Genomic DNA, 17,097 nt, shown 5'->3' on the forward strand with positions numbered 1-17,097 from the left:
GACGCCAGTCATGTGACGGATGGCCCAGGCGCGGACCGGTCCGAGAGTGGAGGAGAACCACCCGCACAGCACCCGGAGCCCTCCATGTCCGTCACCCCGACCGAGCCCACCTCCGCCACGGCGTCACCCCACGACCGTGCCGGGCACTGGCACGCGCTGGTGTCCGGCACGTTCGTCCCGCTAGACGTGATCGTGCACGAGGACGCCTCCCCGGCGGGGACGATCACCAGCCGACAGCTCGGCCGGCTCCGGATCGCCGAGGTCGAGGCGGGCCCGCAGACCGTGTCCCGTAGCCGGCGCCACATCTCCCAGGGCGGTGCGGAGTTCCTGACGGTCACCCTCCAGCACCGCGGCACCGCGCGGCTCACGCAGGACGGCCGGCAGGCGCTGGTGGGCCCGGGCGGCTTCACCCTCGCGGACGCGGGCCGCCCCTACCTGCGGGAACACCGTGAACACTTCCGCTTCACCGCGTTCCGGCTGTCCAAGGCGGCGCTCGGGGTGACGGACGACGAACTTCGCACCGTCACGGGCACGGCGTTCGACGGTGGTTCGCCAACCGCCGGGCTCGTCGCCGGCTACCTGAAGCAGCTCGCGGCACAGCCGGCGGACCTCGACCCCGGCACCGCACACCGGCTCTCCCTGACCGCCGCCGACCTCCTGGCAGCACTGGTCCACGAGCGCCGTGGACTGTCGGCCCGGCAGCCGCCGGAGGGCACCCGGAGCATGCTCGCCCGGGTCGAGGACTACGTCCTGCGCCACCTGGACGAGCCCGACCTCTCGCCCGCCCGGATCGCCCATGCGAACCACATCTCGGTGCGCTACCTGCACAAGCTGTTCCACACCCAGGGGACGACGGTCAGCCGCTGGATCCAGCGCCAGCGACTGGAACGCTGCCGGCGCGAACTGTCCCGCCCGGCCAGGACGGCACCGACCATCTCGGGAGTGGCCCACCGCTGGGGCTTCGTGAGCCCCTCCCACTTCAGCCGCTCCTTCCGCGCCGCCTACGGCATGTCCCCGCGCGAATGGCAGGCCATGACCTGAGGACGGCCCGTCCCCACGATGCGTGAGCCCGCAGCAAACCCGCGTCGTCCCCCGGCGCCATGACGGCGGCGACTCGGTGAGGTCTGCCCGTACCGGCTCGCTCCGTCCTGACCGGATTCCCGCCGCCACGGGCCACGACTCCCGTCTGCGAGTGGTGCTCCGGCCGGAGTGGTGGAGCGCTGTCCATCCCATCGCTCTTCGGCCGTGGTGCCCCGGGGTGCCCGGTGCGTGGCGGAGCCGTTCACCCATACGAGCGCCTGAGGGTGTGACCTGTTGCGAGCTTGGGCCGTGAAATCGCATCTTGTGCGGTGTTATCTGGACCTTTGGTTGGACCTTTGGGAGGTGCTTGGCCGGGTGGGTGGTCGGCGGTGTTTGGTGACTGTGTGTGATGGTTGGTGGAGTCGGGGGTGGTGTGGGGATGCTCGGCGGGTTGGTGGGTGTTTCGCCCGGTGGCTCGGGCGTGAATTTCTCGTTTTTGGTTTGTCGGCTGGTTTCCCGGTGGTGTTCTGAATTCGGGTTGGAATGGCCGAGTGCGGGGTATTGGTGGGTGTCGGTGTTCGGCTTCTGCCCGGGGTTGGGCCGGGTCGGCGGCGGTCGGGGCGCTGGGGTGGCCGTCGCCGTCGCTCGCCGCTGCCCGAGGTGTGTCCGGGGCCGTCGTCCGGGGTCGTGCCGCCCCGTCATGGTGCCGTGTGCTGGCCGCCGTCCAGGCCCGTCCCGGCGCCGCTGTCCTGGTGCTGCGCCCGGCCCGAGGTCCAGGCGGTGCCACCCTTGGTCGCTGCGGATCCGGCCTGGCCCCGTCTGGTCTGGCTTGTTCCGCGCTTCGCTGCCGTGACTGCCGTTCGGGGCGCGCTCGCTGCGTCCGGGGTCTGCCGCTGCTGGGCGGTTCTGCTTGGGCGGGGCTGCGCTGGATGCAGTGGCCGCTGCCACGGTGCAGGCGAGGGGGACGACGTGAAGCGATGGCAACGCCGTGCGGTGGCCGCTTGGGCGGTGCTGGTGGTGGGCGGGTGTGCCATGACTGTCCTTCTCGGAGACACGACCGATGATCCGCGGCCCGCAGGCCCGCCTACTGTTCCGACATCACCTGTCAAGCAGGCGCCGCCCCTTTCCTGCCCGACCAATGCCGTCTGTTCTGGATACATCGTCCCGGGCGGTTGACCACGCGTCAGGCGAGGCCGTCCGGGGTGGTCGGGTGCGGGCGGGGCGGCGGGCCGCTGTCGGGGCCGGCCTTGTTCTGGTGGTGGTGGTCGGTTGCCTGGTGGCGGGTGCAACGTGGGGGTGCAACGCGGTGTTGCGCGGGGTGCAACACGGGGCCGTTTTGCGGGTCTGACCAGGTGCTATGTGGCCGGGAGGGGCGTGGGGCGGGCGTGTTGCAGTGGCGCGTTGCACCGGCTTGGTCCCGTCTCGAATGATCTGGTCTGCTGGTAGGGCTGTGGCCTGCGGCGACCAGATCAGTTGAGACGCCAGGCGGTCGAGAATCTCATGTCACCTGGTCCCGGGTGACTGGACGCGGAGTGGTGTCTCAGTTGATCTGGTTCGGTGTCGCCGTTTCGACCCAGGGCGCGCGGTCAGTCGCTCACGTTCCCAAGTCCGACTGCCAACACGGCCATCTCGTGCAGCCGCTCGTAGTACCTGGTCCCGTCCCCGTCCCCGATCCACGGTAGAACCTTCTCAAGGACCTCGATGCACTTCCGAAGACTTCCGCGGCGCCGCTCGTCGAGAACGCTCGACAGGGACGAGGAGACGCAGCCGGCGACGTCCGCATCCAGCTGCACCAGGTCTTCGCCCTCGACTTCTCGACCGCGAAGGTGCCCAGGGAACTCCGCCTTCATGTGCTTTTCCCACAGTTGCGGGAGCAGGTCCTGCCGGACTGTGAACAACCTCTGTCACGCCCCTGTCTCATGCTGCTTCAAAGTGCACACATGCGTATCTGGAGTCACTATGAGGGCATCCCCTGGCGGCCATTGAGAGGCCGTCGATGGCAACGGAGCGTGGCCATGCATTCTGCTGACGACCTGACAGATTCCCAGAAGAAGGCCCTGGAGCGGATTGCGGGCGACCTCGGTCAAGTCAGGGAGCGGCTCCAGTCGCTCCATGGCGAGGCACGATCCCTGCTGTCAGACGGTGACTCCGATCCCGGCCCCGACGTCTTCCCCTGCCACGTCTGCCACAGGTGTCCGGACTTCGAATTTCCAAGCACTCCGACCAGAGGGCTCGACTGCGCAAGACACGGCTGCGGCCACAGCATCACTTCACACGACTTCTTCTGACTGAGAGCGGCCTGGCTCACCCGGAGTGACCGCGTTCTGGCCGCGGATCCGTGGGCAGGCCGTAAGCGTGTGGGCGTCATCCGGGTGGTCGGCGGGTGCTTCGCCGCAGCCGGCCCTGTCGTTCTGTGAGCAGGTGCAGCCGCGATCGGTGGTGTACCGGCGCGGAGTTCCGCGAGGGGGCCTGCTGGGTCCTGAGAGCGGCCCGAAGGGCTGGGTGGCCGTCAGGCCGCCGGGGGCGGGAGGGCTGTTGCTGGGGTTGATTCCCGGGGCGTGGGTGCTGTCGCGTCGCCCTGTCACGTGGGGTGCTGTCGTGCCCTGTGACGTGGGCGGATGCCAGGTTCCGCTGGGCATGGTGGGGGCGCGACAGGCGGGCGCGACAGCCGCGGGGCCGGGCCGCCGCCCAAGGGCCGCCGGGTACGGCGGGGACGGCGTCCGCTGTCGGGGCCGGCGTTCTCCTGGTGGTGGGGTTCGGTGGCTGGTGCTCGGCAGCGCGGGGAGGGGGTTCGTGTCCGGTGACAGCGGACCCGGACCGATTGCCATCGAAGGTGGACCCACGCGATTTCGCGACAGCGAAGGTGGACCACCGCAGGTCAGGAGTGTGAAACCCCACCGGAAGCGGAGCAGGCTCCGGGTGAGCACCAGCCATCCCCGGTTGCGGCGCGTGGCTGGTTTCTTCCCCGCCTTCTTCCGGTACCGAAGCGGGATGACCGACTCTGACCGGACAGCGGACCTGAGCTCTGTGAGGAGAACCGGTATGAGCGGTATTCGGAACAGGGGGCGTGGGAGCGCCGGCGGTGATCGGCAAGCGTCGGAGGCCCCCGGCCCAGCGGGCATGACGCTGTTCGACGACATCTACGATCAACCGGATCCTCGGGCCTACTTCCAGGCGTTGGGCCCGCTGGAATACCAGACGCCCCATCACGGACAGAGCGTCTTCCGGCGGGCGCTCGCGGCCCGCAGGCGGACAGCCCGCACGGCGGAACCGGTGACCGTGCTGGACATCTGCTGCTCGTATGGCATCAACGCCGCCCTCCTCAACCATGAGGTGACACTGGACGACCTGTACGCCCACTACACGTCGCCACAGGCCACCGCCCTCACCACAGCCGAACTGATCGAATGGGACCGCAGCTACTACGCGGCTCGTCGGCGCCATGACCCAGCCCGGGTAATCGGACTCGACATGGCCACGAACGCCATCTCCTACGCATGCGAGGTCGGCCTGCTGGAAGAGGGCTTCGCCGAGAACCTCGAAACAGCGCCCCCCTCGCAGCCCCTGCTCCGCGCCGCACGGCACGCCCGTCTGATCACGATCACCGGAGGGACGACCTTCCTGACCGCCCACAGCTTCCAGCCGATCCTGACCTGTGCCCAGGACCCGGTGTGGGTCGCGGCCTTCGTACTGCGCACCACCCCGTACACGTCCATCGCCGCATGCCTGGCTTCACACGGCCTGGTCACAGAGAAGGCCACCGCGCACACGTTCCGGCAACGACGCTTCACCAGCGCGGATGAACAGCAATACGCCATCCAAGCGGTGACCACGACCGGCGATGACCCGCAGGGGAAGGAGACCGACGGCTACTTCCACACCATGCTGCACTTGTCGCGCCCGCCTGAAGACGTGACGGCATTTCCGCTGACCGACATGATTCCGAGTGGGTGAGCCCAGCCCTGCCCACACTCCCCGAACTCCCCGGTCTCAGAGCGGCAGCCGGGCGGTAACGCTCCGGAGCAGGATCTGGCCGATCATCGCCCCGTCGAGATCGACGACGAAACTCCCGGGCCACCGCTTGGGTACCTCGGGCAGCTCGCGCTCGAGCTCGTCACACGGCCGGGGGCCGCCGAGGTAGGTGTGCACCTCCGGCGACGCCAGCAACTCGATGAACGCCGCACGGTCCCGCGCCTCGGGGTCGCGGAGCACGAGCCGCTCGGTCCTGATCGGGGCCGGCCGGTCAGGCAACGGGTCCGAGTTCAGCCATGGCGGTCAACCTATCGCACGCCCACCGAGCAGGAGCTTCAGACGACCGAGAGCGGCAGCCGCTCCTGACCGGCATCGGTCGACGAGAGCGACCAGTCCCAACTCCGATGTCACAAACCAGCGTTGTCCCAACTTCGGTGACAACCGTCCCGGCTTCGCTGTCAAAGGTCATGCGGGGGCGGGCTGTGGCCCAGTGAGCTGACATGGCCTGTCTTGTCCGGTATGCCCTGTGGTGGTTGTGAGGCAGGGCCCGCGTTTGCTCTGGTAGGGGCGCCTGCCTGTAGGGCGGCCTGTGGGGCTGTGTGGCCTGTAGGGCAGTGCCCGTCCAGTGTCCTGCGACAAATGATCTTGACGGACAGTAGGTTTCTGCCACTTGATCTTGATCGGTCCCCAGGTCGTTGCCCAGCTCGGACCTGATGGCCCCGGGGCTCCTGTGCGGGTTGCCGGTCCTGGCCGTTCTGCGGGCTCTGGTCCGGGGCCGTCCGATTGCCGGGGGTTGACGCTGCTGCCACGCTGCGCCTCGGCGCTTGTCGGTGGGGGCGTCTACGGTGCAGTCGTGGGTGGGGTGGGTACCGGAGTGTCCAGCGCTGGAGACGGAAACGGCAGACCTCCCGGTCTGCGCGGGGGTGGTTACGGCCTAACCGGCGTCCGGGGAGAAAGGGCCCAGGGGACGGCTCGTCAGCACCGCCCCACCCGCCAAGCCGGTGCAGCAGGCCCGGGCCGCGGTGCCGGGCGCCGTTGCTTGGCTGTCAGTCACGGCGAAGGCCGGCACGGATGGTGGCTGCTCACCGACGTGCCGGCTGGTGGTTGTTCGGCTGTCCGGGCCGCAGACGGCGCCGACGCGCTGCCGGCGGGAGTACCGGACCATGGCGCCCTCCGAGGTCGTCGGCTCGCTGCCGTCGGAGGGGGTCAGGGTGTAGGAGACCGTGAGGGAACCCTCGGTGACGGCGTCCAGGACGCCATCCCAGGGGATGGTGTAGTCGACCGTGGTGGTGTCAGCGGTGATGCTCACGACGCCCTTGATCGTCGCGGCCGGGGTTGGCCCGTGGAAGTCGCTGCAGACCGTGACGTCGAAGGTGAGCTCGTCTCCGGCCTTGAAGGGGATCTGGTCCACCCTGACGAGGACACCGTTCCAGGGCTTCTGCCAGCAGGTGATCCCGTGGGCAGGCTCCGCATAGGGAAATTCCGGGTGGTCGAGAGCGACCAACATCGACATGCGGACTCCTGGTGGTTGAGGAGCTGAGGCGGCAGCTCGGACTCCGTCTCGCGATCATGGAGCAAACTCCGGTTCGAAGACAGCCAGTTTCGTGCAGCTGGGTCTCCCGTCCCGAGGTAGTGCCGATCGTGGTCGAGACGGCTGCAGAGGGCTTCCCCCAGTCTCGCGTTCCGGCCCGGACGCCTGCTCGACCAGCAAAGGAACTGACATGCTGCACCTCACCCCCGCCTTCGCCCTCGGCGCCCTCCAGCGCGGGAAGCAGATCGAGCAGTTCCTCGGCGCCATCGAAACCGACGGCCGGCCCGGGCTCCGCTGGATCGCCCTCAGTCCCAGCCGCACGGGCGTCACCATTTACCTGAGCGAGGTCGAGGATGTCGGCACCGACACCTTCCTCGACATCACCGAGTTCCCGCCTCTGGACCCCGACGAGGAGACGTGGGGCCGGGAGGTCGCCGTCCTGCCCACCCCCGAGGAGGCCTTGCACCTGGCAGAGCATGAACTCGCTGCCGACCCCCAACGCTGGGTCAACGATGGCGTCGTCTGCGACGAGTACCAAGACTTCCGGGCCGTACGCAGGTCGAACCCGTGAGGTTTCGGTGCCACCTGGCACGAGTTCGCCGGAACATGTGCGCTTTGCCGAACGACTCGTTCGAGGCGATGGCCACGCTGTTCTTTTCCTCCCGCCCGCCTGGCGCGGGCCGCTCGCGTCGGTCAGCGGCTGGAGCCTGGGCGGGCCGGACGAGCGCTGAAGCAGAGCCGCCTGCACGCTTGGCACGGGCGAGCGTCGTGCCCGCCCGCCGTCACCTCCCGCCGATGCTGCGTCCGCCTTCAGCCCCTGCCCGGTCGCCACACCCGCGGAGCCTCGATGCCCACCGTCCTGCAGCATGCCGTCCTCATCACCGCGGCCGGCGCCGCCTGGGCGGCCCTCGCCGTCTTTGCCGCCGCTATCACCGCCATCACCGCGGTCACCGCCCGCAGCGACGCCCGCCGCCGCGACGCCAGGGAGGTTCTCAAGGTCCTCGTGCGCCGCAGCCGCTGACCGTGCCCCGCGGCTTCCCTGCCCGGACGGGTCTGGCTCAGCTGGTCTTCCAGGCGAGGGGCTTGTTGTCCTTGTCGAGCCACACGATGTACTGGAGGGGCTTGTCGGCCGGCGCGAGGTAGATGGCGCACTCGTTCTCGCTCTGGCCCTTGACGAAGTCCTTGCCGCCGTGGGGGACGTCGCTCTCGCACTTCGGGAACGCGCTGAGCAGGTCGACCTTGCGGGCCTGGGCGGTGTCGCTGACCATGGCGCGCAGCCGCAGGTTGAAGTAGGGCTCGTAGATCCCGTTGCCGCCGGTGTGGGTGTAGGTGACGTGTACGTAGTACGGCGTCTTGCCGGCCATGTCCTCCGGCTTGAGGAAATTGGCGAGGTCGGCGATGTCGCCCTTGACCACGCTGGTGGGGCCGATGGTGAGGGAGATGTCGCCCTTCGCGCTGTCGGTGTACGTGCCGGTCGCGGGCGCGGCCGGCGGGAGGGCGTCGGCGAAGCGGCTCGGGGCTGTCGGGGTGGCGGTGGGCGCCGCGGGGGTGATGGTGGGCAGCACGGTGGCCGCCGTCGACGGCGAGGCGGTGCCCGGGCTCACGGTGGCGGTGGGCGTCGCGCCGGCGGGGGTGTCGCTGTTGTCGGGGCCACAGGCTGTCAGAAGGAGGGCCAGTGCGGCGGCGGCCGGGATGGCGGCGGAACGGAGTACGGATGCGGAGCGCAAGGGAGTCCCCCGGGAGAATCACGGTCGACCCGGCTGAGGTGGATGTCCCTCGTCGGTGCGGGCGAGCCTGGCGGCGGCCGCGTAGTACGGCCCTCAGCGATCCTCCATTGATTTGCCCGGCCGCCACATGAGTACGCGTACTCACATTTGGCCCGCACGCATCCTCCTGTCGGCGTACACCTGTATCTGACCTGTACGCCGACACCTCCGCTGTCTGGAGGGCGGGTGCCGGCCCAGCAGCAGACCTCGATCAGCGCCCGAGTACCCTCACGCTCGCCGTGGGCCTTGCGGGCGGCCGCCCACCAGGCGTCGTGGACCGGGGTGAAACGGCCTGCGGAGCGGGCCTGGTCAAGCGCGGTGGCCCCGGGCAGGGCGCCGGCGGCCCCGATCGAATAGAGCAGGGGCCTTGGGCCAGGGACAACGCAGCACATGGATGACGCGTTCTGACGTGGCCCGAGCGCGCGCCACGAACACGGCGTCCCAACTCAGTCGGCCTCCATGGCGTCTGCCCGCCTCGTCAGGTCCGCCGCGATGCGATCCCAGTCAGGTCCATGCAGCCACAAGTTCTCGGCAGCCTGGCGCATCAGCGCTGGCTCATCAGGTCGCTGCAGGAGCACCAACCGGTAGGACAGGTTGCGGACCCAGACCGGCAGACGACCATCGACCACGTGCGGGCAGAGCTCCCGGAGCATGGCGAGGATCGAATCCGCGTCAGCGAAAGTCAGTTCCTCGACGAAGTAGTGCTCCCGGTGGTCGAGGACGCACTCAGGTGTCGGTCCGACTCGTCCCCGTAGAGACAGCGCGCGTGTTCCGTCAAGGTGCTGTGCATGTCTTGGAGCCTATGACGCCTTGATCCGCCGGAACGACCTTGGGCCGGTCCGGGCGATCATCTGTAGGGCGTCTCGATGGTACTTTGACAATCGCGGGAGGGGTGGGAAAGCAGGTGGACAGAGACCGGCGGCGTGCAGCTGTCCAGGCGCTTCGCGAGCTCGGACGAAGCCACGACTACCGTGACCGGGCGGATGCCGGTCACGGCCTGGCAGGCTTCGCCGAGATGCAGGAGGCCCCCGGGCCATTGCTGGAGCTCGTGCTCGACCCCGGTGACACCTTCGTCACCCGGGTGACCGCGGAAGCCGTGCTTCGGCGAAAGGACAGGATTGGGCTGGCAGTAGTCGCCGCCGCACTGGCAGTTGCCGACTCCAATCACAGCGATTGGATCCACACCGCAGTCCTCGATGTGTTCAGCATCTTCTCCGAGGACCGGGACAACGCGATGCAGCTGTGCGAGGAGATGCTGCGGGACACTGACGACCGCGTTTCCCTGGGGGCTCGTCAGCTGCACGAAATCCTGGCCGAGATCGACCCCGTTCTTCGCCCCGTGTAGCACGCGGTGGACACTGCCGTGAGAGCGCAGGTGCTCGAATCTCCACCCGGGCATCCTGCCGGGCCAGCTCCACGAGCGGACCTGCACTTCGCCGGCTGTTGATCGGGAACGCGTCGGCGCTCAGTGTTCTGCCTCGGCGCTGGTTCGTCCGGCATCGAGGCGAAAGTCGGTGGCCGGCATGTTCGCACTGTTCTGGGGGCTCACCGTGCTGGAGATCACCCACTACAGCCGCCACCGCGCCCACGTGTAGCACTCCGGACAACGGCCGACGAACGCCGCAGCAGGCGGCCCGCGCAACCCACGCGCGGGCCGCCTGCCGTCTTCGCCAGGCGGGAGCATGACGGAGGAGAACACGGCGGTGGTGGGGGTGCGGTCGGCGCAGGAGGTGTTCGCCGCCCTGGAGGGGCTCGACGCGCGGTGCCGGCCGTTCACCGAGTACGAGCAGGGACTGCTGGAGGCGTACCGGTGGGCGGTCGGCGCGCGGATGCCCGTGCCGGTGACGACCGCCTCCATGACAGGCCCATCGGGGCCGTGCCGGGCGCAGCTGCTGCCCGAGTGCCAGGCCGCGGCCGTGGCGCTGCGGACCGGAGCGGCTCGGACGGAGGAGGCGCGGGTGGCGGATGCGGAGCGGATGCTGGGCTCCTACACGGCGCTGGCCTGGTTGTGTGGCCACCATGACGACCGGCCCTGAGCGGCGGCGACACCTGCCGCCGGTCCGGGCTGGTCGCACGCCAGAAGGAACCGGGTGGTGCTGGCGCCCGGTGTGCCGGTCGGCGTCGTTCACCGGGCCGTCGCGCGCATTTGCGTTGTGCACCGCGGCGTGCGTGACTGCGACTCCCGCCCGCCTGGACCTGCCCGCACGCCGACGCCGCCACGCCCGGCTGATCGCCGCCCTGACTGCAACGGTCGGGGCCTGCGCTTCGGCGGCGCAGGCGCTGTACCAGCCAGTCGCCGACGCCCCGCCCGGGCAGGAGGCGGTCGTGGCGGACCCTCTGCCGGTCGTCTACCTCGGCCACACGGCGGCCCCGCTGCTGGAGGCGGCCCGGGTCGAGGACGAGGCCCGGTGGCCGGCCGCCGTCGCGGAAAGGAGCGCCAGCGCCGCTCCCATGCCCGACCTGAACCGTCCTCGCCGGTCTGCTCCCAGCCCCGGGCGCAGGCCGCCGGCTGCGCCGCGGTCTGTTCGTCGCCGGTGCCGGGGCGGTGGCGTTCGATGAAGGCGCGCAGGCGGTGCCGGTCGTCGCCTCGGCCTGTGGTGTAGGCGAGGTGGGCGGCGGGCCGGTACACCCCGCCCTCGCCGGCGGGCAGTTCCGGGTGGGGGAGGAGGTCGAGTGGGCCGCAGGCCTCGCCGTGGGTGCGGGCGTCGGTGACGAAGGCGGCGTGGATCCGGCCGACGTCCAGCAGGTGCTCGCGTCCGTGCCGCACCGTCGGCTTCTCCGAGCCGGACACCGGGGCGGTCGGGCGCAGGGCTTCGGGGAAGGTGGCGGTGACGGCGGAGCCGGCCGCAGTGAGGTGCCAGGTCTTCGCCCGGCCGGCCTGCGGCAGGGTCACGAACTCGGCCAGGCCCTCGGCTGGAGCCGGGCCATGCGCTTCTGGGTCTGCTTGATCCCGGCTGCGCCGCCTTGCAGCTGGTGGAGCTGCTCGGCGGTCGCCAGCGCGAAGCGGTGGAGCGTCACCAGGACGTCGTGGTCGGTCTCCAGATCCCCGTACACGAAAGTGCTCCTTCATCCCGCCGTTGTGAACCGCACCACTCGCCCGAAGACGGATCAGGACCTGGCGCGGCAGGACGGGCCGCCGGCCCGGCGCCGTCGGCGCTTCGTGGGGGGCGGGGTGTGGGGTCGCCGGGTGGTGGCGTCGGTGGCGATCAGGACACGAGTCCAGTCGGTGATCAGCTCGACCAGTTTCTGGACACGTGCGGGCCCCGCGCTGTTGAAGGAGAGCACGAGCAGGGATGGCGCGCTGGCCAGCAGCACGACAAGCAGCAGCATCGCGCTCGCCAGGATGGTGGTCGTGCGAGCGGGCCCGAACAGGGCTCGCGACAGGGACACGGGCAGCATGAACATTCCTCCCGGAAACGTGCTCGGTGAACGTCCCGGCGCTGACCGGCGGGACCTTCACCGAGCCTGGGTGCCAGAGGGGCGGTTGCGGAAGGGGAACCGCTCCGGAGACATTCGGTGTACCCAAGTGGGCTGCTGCGCCAGCGGGTTGCCGACCGGGAACCCGGGTTCGTGGCCTGCCCGGGCCACCGATGGGGAGGAACGCGGTGCAACCGGAAAACCACAGTAGCGACGTCCAAGGAGAGGACCGGCCGGAAGCGAAATCGTTGCGACGCCGCATGCCAAAGCGCAGCGGGCCCTGAACACGCACATCGAGCAGATGCTGCAACAGGCCGGCATGAAAACGCGCTCCGAGTTCAACAAGAGGCACGGGATCCCCAAGTCCACCGCGTCCCGCTACGCCAACGGCGGGCGCACCTGGCCGTGGCGGTTCATGGAACTCCTGATGACCGATGTGGAGAAAGCCGCCGGCGGACCGCTGACGTTCGACGTCCGCGAAATCACCCTCAGCCTGTACGGCGCCGTGATGGAGGTGAGCAACAACGCCGAGTTACGCGAGATCTTCGACCTGGTGAGACAAGGCCTGGGCAAAGACGCCGCGCTGTCCCACGCCTACTACGAGATCTGGATATTGAAAAGCCATCTCGAGCGGCTGGACCGGTCCGGGCAGACGACGCCGACCGCAGCCCACCAACGACTGCGCACCGCGGAACCGGCGGCCGAGCGTCTCGGGGCCGAACGGCACCTGATCCGGGCACAGGCCGCGCAGGCAGAGCAACTGCTGCCTCGAGAACTCAGGTTTCTCGACGACCCTGACCTGCGGGTTCCCGCCCGGGAACAGGTGCCTCCGTGGTGGCCGCAGCCCGTGCCGGCCACCCCCACGGCACGGTTCCCCCAGCACGAAACGGGCCGCATCACCTGGCCCGGGTCCGCGACGGCTTCCAGGCGGGCTCCGTGGATCCTGATCGGCGTGCTGCTCGGCCTGCTCGGCGCGGCGGGAATCTGGATCACCCTGCTTCTTCACGGCATGGGTACGCCCGGTACCGTTCAGGCCGCCCCACCTACCGGCCAGCCGGCTCCCTCCGGCAACGCCACCACCGCCCCGCAGCCAGCCGTGACCACCCCGGCAACCCCGACCGGCAACCCGACCCCGTCCCTGCCCTTGTCCCAGCCCCCGGCCGCTTCGCAAGCCGATGCACCGGGACGGACAGCCCGGTGCCGGGACTCGACCATCAACGTTCCGCCGCCAGGGGGGATGTGCCAGCAAGCCATCATGGACTTCAATCCGGCTCGCGGGGCCGCGTTGGACCCGGATGACGTCATGAATGTCGTGAACTCCCCGGCGGACCTGACGATCCGGCAGCCCTGCTACACCCTCAACTCGGTCACCATGGTCTACCCGAACCTCAAGGCCTGGGGGACGTCCTCGGCGCAGGAACCCGGTCCGGACCAGTGCCGCGAGGACGCCATGCGCCAGGGAATGCCCAACCCCGGCGCCGCTCAGCAAAGTCACCGTCGCTCCGCCTACTGCGCGATCACCGCGAAGGACTCGGTGGCGTGGTTCAAAGTCATAGCCAAGCCCGGCAGCGACCAGCAGGGGATGACCGTTACCGCCACCCTGTGGACCCGGAACACCTGACCGTTACTCGGTTCCGCATACAAGACCGAGTAACGGTCAACTCCGCGACCTCCGAAGCACCCGTGCCTGGGGCCGCGAGCAGGCGGGGCCCGCGCCGACGGGAAGCTGACCGAGCAGCAGACCGCGCTCCTGGACGCGCTCACGAGCCATGCCGAGACCGTGATGGGCTGACCCGCCCCGCAACCAGCAGCTGACCTGACCCGCGGGGCCGCGTTTTGTGAGCTTCAAGCAGCAGCCGTTTGTCCATCGGTTTGAGCGTCGATGGGCGGTCAGCGGGGCCGTGAATGCGTGAGAAACGACGTCACTTCGTGGGATGGCCGCCACCCGTGAGGGCGGCGGCCATCGAGGCGGGGGCCTGCAGGTGTCAGCTTGGCCAGCCGTTTCAGCCGACCCCGAGTGGGTCCTCGCGTCACCTTCGCCAGAACAGGTGGTGCGTCACGCCGCTCGGGCTGGGCACGACCTCCAGGTGGAACCGGTCGAGCAGCTCGTCGGGGCACTCCCAGAGGCGTAGTCCGGACCCGAGTTTCACCGGTGAGACCGCCACGTGCATGGTGTCGACGAGGTCGGCGTCGAGGAACTGTCGGATGGTGGTGACACCGCCGCCGAGACGGACGTCCTGGCCCTGTGCCGCTTCCCGCGCCTGTTCGAGGACCGCGGCCGGGGCGCCGTCGACGAAGTGGAAGGTGGTGTCGGAGAGCGTGAACGACGGACGCGTGTGGTGGGTCATGACGAACACCGGCGTGCGGAACGGGGGCTCCTCCCCCCACCAGCCGCGCCACTCATCGTCCTGCCAAGGCCCGCGCTGGGGCCCGAACTTGTTGCGGCCCATGATCTCGGCACCGATGTTGCGTGCGAAGTCTCGCGTGAAGTAGTCGTCGAGGCCCCGGCTTCCCCCAGGGTCGGTGCGCATGGGCCAGCTCGCCGTGGCTCCGGCCCAGGCGAACAGCCTCTCGGGATGGTCGTGGCCGAACGGACTCTCAAGACTCTGGTGCGCACCGGCACCGATTCCGTCACTCGAGACGTTGAAGTTCATGACTCTCAGCAGTTGATCCACGTGGTTCCTCGTCGGGTTGTCGTGTCACCGTGCGGCGAGCCGCCGCACATCATGACGTCGAACGGGACGCGATCGGATCGACAGCGGCCCACAACTTTTTTCCAAGGCGCGTCAAGAAGCAGCCCTGCTGCTGCTCGGCGGCTCAAAGACGGGTTCTCAGCCGGCGGGCTGGTGTCCGGTTCGCCCAGCGCGAGAGCGGTCTGCTCGGCGGCTTCTCGCAGTCCTCGGTGGTGGAGGAGGGCGATGGCCCTGGGCAGCAGAAGGCTGTTCTCCGGGGCCGCGTGCGGATTGGTGTTGACGGCGTTGTGCGTGAGGTGCTGGAGGTCATGGCGAAACGGCCCTTCGGGGTCTCGGGCACCACCGCGATGAAGTACGTCCACGCCGCCCACCCTGAACTCTTCATCAAGGCTCCGACGCGCCCCTGAGCTGTATTGGGAAGGCTGTTCCGCTTCAGGCACGGATTTCGTGAAGTCGATCGTGCTTCTGTGCACGGGGTGACGCTCCGTCACATCTACCGCTCGGCGGCTCGGGCTCAGGCGCGGACCGTTGCGACGAGTCGTCGCAACGCGGCGTGGGCGGGTGGGCCCCAGGTGGCCTTGCCGCCGGGGCGCCCGTGGGCGCCGGCCTCTCCGATGAGGATGCCGGCGAGGGCGCGCCACACCGCCCAGCCGCGGGCGCGGCGCAGGGTCGCGGCGTCCGGGGTCGGCTGGTAGGCCCCGTAGAAGCGGTCGGCGGCGCCGTCCGGGAGCAGTATCCAAGGGGCGGCGAGGTCGATGGCCGGGTCGCCTGCGAAGAGGTCGCCGAAGTCGATCACGCCGCAGATGGTGCCGTCCGCGGTGAGGGCGTTGGCTGGGTGCAGGTCGCCATGGAGCCACAGTGCCGGGCCTTCCCATTCGGGCGCGGCGGCGGCGTCTTCCCAGACGGCGCGGACGGCGTCCGGGTCGGGGATCAGCCCCATGTCGGTGGCCGAGGCGAGCTGCTTGGCGAAGCCTTCGGCATGGTCGGCCAGCGGTCCTCCGCGGTCACGGCCGGCGGGTGCCCCGTCGGGGGCAGGTCGGTGAAGGGCCGTCAGGAAGTCGGCCAAGGTGTCGGCCGCCTCTGCAGCGCGCGTGACGGGGGCGCGGTCGGCGGGCTCGCCCGGTACCCAGGTGGTGACGATCCAGGGCCGCGGGAACCGCTCGGAGGGCTCGCCGAGGCGCTGCGGGACGGGGACCGGCAGCGGAAGGTGCGGGGCGAGGGCGGGCAGCCAGGCGTGCTCCTTGAGCAGCAGCGCATCGGCGGACTGTGTCGCCCAGGGCAACCGGACGGCGAGGTCGTCGCCGAGCCGCCACAGCTGGTTGTCCCAACCACGCGCGCCGAGCCTCACCGGGCGATCGGCCAGGTCGGGATGCTGGTCACGCAACAGGTGGCGGACCAGCTCCGCCGTGATCTCGAACTGGGTGTGGGTCATGCGGATCAACGGTAGTCGGGCAGCGGTCCGCCCGTGGGTCACTCGATCGAGCGATCGAAAATCTGCCTCGCCTGTGGGGGCTCGCCCGCTTTCGCTGGATTCACAAGCGCACAACTGGCTCTCACTCAGACCCAATCACCTTGCCGAAAGCACCCTGACCGGGGACGGGAAGAACCCGCTCCCAAGGGCGAGCGGTCGGAACCCGAGTGCTTCCCCTTCCAAGACCGCTCACAGGCACGTGGGTTCCCGGGAATTCCCCTCTGAGAATGCGCGAACCCGTTGGCTTCCATCGAGTACGGCCTGGCCGTGCTGCAGGTCGCGCCCTGGGCGATCGCATGCGTGCTCCTGTACCGCAGGTCGGGTGCGATCCTGCCGCTCATGATCGCCCACGTCTGCTACGACCTGCTGGCGACGGTGACCAACCGGATCTCGGCACGGCAGGGGCTCGCGGCAGCCCTGACCGTGTTCACCGCGGTCACCGCCATCGAGGCGGTCACCGCGTTCCGGCAGGGCAGGTATCGGTGCGCTGCCATGCCGAACAGGTCGTCTGACCGGGGCCGGACGGCGACCATCCTGCTGGGGCGGGAAGCAGGTCGGTACGGGATCGGGCCTGGGGGCCTACTTCGGAGATGCCCTTGACCCTAAACCGGTCTCGCCGAGCCGTCGCTCAGACCAGCCGTCAACAGTTCTTCCCCGGACCGGTGTTGTAGGTGCTGATCCGCCAGTTGCCGTCCGGCATCCTGCGGGCCTGCGCTCTGGCGGGCACCTTCGCCCTGAAGCACTTCGAGCTGCTGGAGTGCACCCCGGCCGGCGAGATCCTCCTCCTCCACCGCAAGCAACGCCTGCTGCTCCGCGTCCCCGTGCCGCAGGACTTCGACACTCTGCCCGCCGCCGTCGAGGCCGCTCTCAAGGCCTTCGGGACCGGGCGCCTCGCGCTGAAGAAGCAGCACGCGCCGGTCAACTGGTGCTGGCTGGACACCGCAGGGCAGGTAGTCCACCTCTGAGGGCGCGAGCCCGCCCGTCCGCGCGTGCTTCCAGGGAAGGCAGGCGCGGTGCTGGCTGTCTTCCTGCTGACGAACCGAGACGGTCCAGTCACCACAGGACGCCGCGACAGCCCGGGTACCGGAGTTGGGGAGCCCCACAGGGGGCTGCTGATGGAGCCCCTGGTGGCATCGGGCTCGGGATCGTCACGACGAGGCGCAGCTCGGGCCGGGACCAGCGCCGCCATCGACTGACAGCACGCTGCCCGCCGACGAATCCGTCGGC

The 17,097-nt window shown here is 69.6% G+C and carries 19 protein-coding genes and 1 pseudogene; 10 read left to right on the forward strand and 10 right to left on the reverse strand.

Annotated features, from left to right (window positions below):
* Positions 1-84 precede the first annotated feature (84 nt).
* Complete coding sequence (locus ACIBEC_RS39030) at positions 85-1,041, forward strand: helix-turn-helix domain-containing protein (RefSeq protein ID WP_360507144.1); 957 nt, start codon at positions 85-87, stop codon at positions 1,039-1,041.
* Between the two features lie 1,565 nt (positions 1,042-2,606).
* Here ACIBEC_RS39030 and ACIBEC_RS39035 read toward each other — a convergent pair.
* Positions 2,607-2,870, reverse strand: a complete 264-nt coding sequence (locus ACIBEC_RS39035) for a hypothetical protein (RefSeq protein WP_360507147.1) — start codon at positions 2,868-2,870, stop codon at positions 2,607-2,609.
* 1,270 nt (positions 2,871-4,140) lie between these two features.
* Between ACIBEC_RS39035 and ACIBEC_RS39040 the strand changes: the two genes are divergently transcribed.
* Positions 4,141-4,974: a hypothetical protein gene (locus ACIBEC_RS39040; RefSeq protein ID WP_360507149.1), complete on the forward strand. Its 834-nt coding sequence runs from the start codon at positions 4,141-4,143 to the stop codon at positions 4,972-4,974.
* Between the two features lie 54 nt (positions 4,975-5,028).
* On the opposite strand, the pseudogene ACIBEC_RS39045 reads toward ACIBEC_RS39040, so the two are convergent.
* Positions 5,029-5,290 (reverse strand): annotated as a pseudogene (locus tag ACIBEC_RS39045) (GNAT family N-acetyltransferase); the annotation flags it as partial.
* 636 nt (positions 5,291-5,926) lie between these two features.
* Positions 5,927-6,505 carry a hypothetical protein gene (locus tag ACIBEC_RS39050; protein WP_360507152.1) on the reverse strand — a complete coding sequence of 193 codons (579 nt, stop codon included), beginning with the start codon at positions 6,503-6,505 and terminating at the stop codon, positions 5,927-5,929.
* A 208-nt stretch (positions 6,506-6,713) separates the two neighbouring features.
* Between ACIBEC_RS39050 and ACIBEC_RS39055 the strand changes: the two genes are divergently transcribed.
* A complete protein-coding gene (locus ACIBEC_RS39055; RefSeq protein WP_360507155.1) occupies positions 6,714-7,094 on the forward strand; it encodes a hypothetical protein in 381 nt (126 codons plus the stop codon).
* A gap of 276 nt (positions 7,095-7,370) precedes the next feature.
* Positions 7,371-7,544, forward strand: coding sequence for a hypothetical protein (locus tag ACIBEC_RS39060; RefSeq protein WP_360507158.1), 174 nt, complete (start codon positions 7,371-7,373; stop codon positions 7,542-7,544).
* 37 nt (positions 7,545-7,581) lie between these two features.
* Here ACIBEC_RS39060 and ACIBEC_RS39065 read toward each other — a convergent pair whose 3' ends face one another.
* Positions 7,582-8,250, reverse strand: a complete 669-nt coding sequence (locus ACIBEC_RS39065) for a hypothetical protein (protein WP_360507161.1) — start codon at positions 8,248-8,250, stop codon at positions 7,582-7,584.
* Positions 8,251-8,735: 485 nt separating this feature from the next.
* Positions 8,736-8,942 (reverse strand): hypothetical protein, encoded by a 207-nt coding sequence (locus tag ACIBEC_RS39070; protein ID WP_360507163.1) that lies wholly within the window; start codon positions 8,940-8,942, stop codon positions 8,736-8,738.
* A 239-nt stretch (positions 8,943-9,181) separates the two neighbouring features.
* Between ACIBEC_RS39070 and ACIBEC_RS39075 the strand changes: the two genes are divergently transcribed.
* From ACIBEC_RS39075 to ACIBEC_RS39085, 3 genes are all read left to right on the forward strand, one after another.
* Entirely contained in the window at positions 9,182-9,634 is a 453-nt protein-coding gene (locus ACIBEC_RS39075; protein ID WP_360507166.1) for a hypothetical protein, read from the forward strand.
* 337 nt (positions 9,635-9,971) lie between these two features.
* Positions 9,972-10,325, forward strand: coding sequence for a hypothetical protein (locus tag ACIBEC_RS39080; RefSeq protein ID WP_360507169.1), 354 nt, complete (start codon positions 9,972-9,974; stop codon positions 10,323-10,325).
* 133 nt (positions 10,326-10,458) lie between these two features.
* Entirely contained in the window at positions 10,459-10,848 is a 390-nt protein-coding gene (locus tag ACIBEC_RS39085; protein ID WP_396290068.1) for a hypothetical protein, read from the forward strand.
* Between the two features lie 330 nt (positions 10,849-11,178).
* On the opposite strand, the gene ACIBEC_RS39090 is transcribed toward ACIBEC_RS39085, so the two are convergent.
* Together ACIBEC_RS39090 and ACIBEC_RS39095 are read right to left on the reverse strand one after the other, a co-directional pair.
* Complete coding sequence (locus ACIBEC_RS39090; RefSeq protein WP_360507172.1) at positions 11,179-11,343, reverse strand: hypothetical protein; 165 nt, start codon at positions 11,341-11,343, stop codon at positions 11,179-11,181.
* Between the two features lie 54 nt (positions 11,344-11,397).
* The gene (locus ACIBEC_RS39095; RefSeq protein WP_360507175.1) at positions 11,398-11,688 is read right to left on the reverse strand and encodes a hypothetical protein; all 291 of its coding nucleotides are present in this window, start codon (positions 11,686-11,688) and stop codon (positions 11,398-11,400) included.
* A 319-nt stretch (positions 11,689-12,007) separates the two neighbouring features.
* Between ACIBEC_RS39095 and ACIBEC_RS39100 the strand changes: the two genes are divergently transcribed.
* The gene (locus ACIBEC_RS39100; protein WP_360507177.1) at positions 12,008-13,327 is read left to right on the forward strand and encodes a hypothetical protein; all 1,320 of its coding nucleotides are present in this window, start codon (positions 12,008-12,010) and stop codon (positions 13,325-13,327) included.
* 409 nt (positions 13,328-13,736) lie between these two features.
* On the opposite strand, the gene ACIBEC_RS39105 is transcribed toward ACIBEC_RS39100, so the two are convergent.
* The 3 genes from ACIBEC_RS39105 to ACIBEC_RS39115 are packed head-to-tail and all read right to left on the reverse strand — an operon-like array spanning position 13,737 to position 15,831.
* Positions 13,737-14,381, reverse strand: a complete 645-nt coding sequence (locus ACIBEC_RS39105; RefSeq protein WP_360507180.1) for a dihydrofolate reductase family protein — start codon at positions 14,379-14,381, stop codon at positions 13,737-13,739.
* Positions 14,366-14,872 (reverse strand): hypothetical protein, encoded by a 507-nt coding sequence (locus ACIBEC_RS39110; protein ID WP_396290088.1) that lies wholly within the window; start codon positions 14,870-14,872, stop codon positions 14,366-14,368. The genes ACIBEC_RS39105 and ACIBEC_RS39110 overlap by 16 nt, the downstream gene beginning before the upstream one ends.
* Positions 14,873-14,913: 41 nt before the next feature.
* Complete coding sequence (locus ACIBEC_RS39115) at positions 14,914-15,831, reverse strand: aminoglycoside phosphotransferase family protein (RefSeq protein ID WP_360507183.1); 918 nt, start codon at positions 15,829-15,831, stop codon at positions 14,914-14,916.
* Between the two features lie 279 nt (positions 15,832-16,110).
* Between ACIBEC_RS39115 and ACIBEC_RS39120 the strand changes: the two genes are divergently transcribed.
* Together ACIBEC_RS39120 and ACIBEC_RS39125 are read left to right on the forward strand one after the other, a co-directional pair.
* Positions 16,111-16,470 (forward strand): hypothetical protein, encoded by a 360-nt coding sequence (locus ACIBEC_RS39120; RefSeq protein WP_360507185.1) that lies wholly within the window; start codon positions 16,111-16,113, stop codon positions 16,468-16,470.
* A 71-nt stretch (positions 16,471-16,541) separates the two neighbouring features.
* The gene (locus ACIBEC_RS39125) at positions 16,542-16,835 is read left to right on the forward strand and encodes a hypothetical protein (RefSeq protein ID WP_360507188.1); all 294 of its coding nucleotides are present in this window, start codon (positions 16,542-16,544) and stop codon (positions 16,833-16,835) included.
* The last annotated feature ends 262 nt before the right edge of the window (positions 16,836-17,097 follow it).

Origin of the sequence: Kitasatospora sp. NPDC051164 (assembly GCF_044455625.1) — a bacterium.
Classification (GTDB): domain Bacteria; phylum Actinomycetota; class Actinomycetes; order Streptomycetales; family Streptomycetaceae; genus Kitasatospora.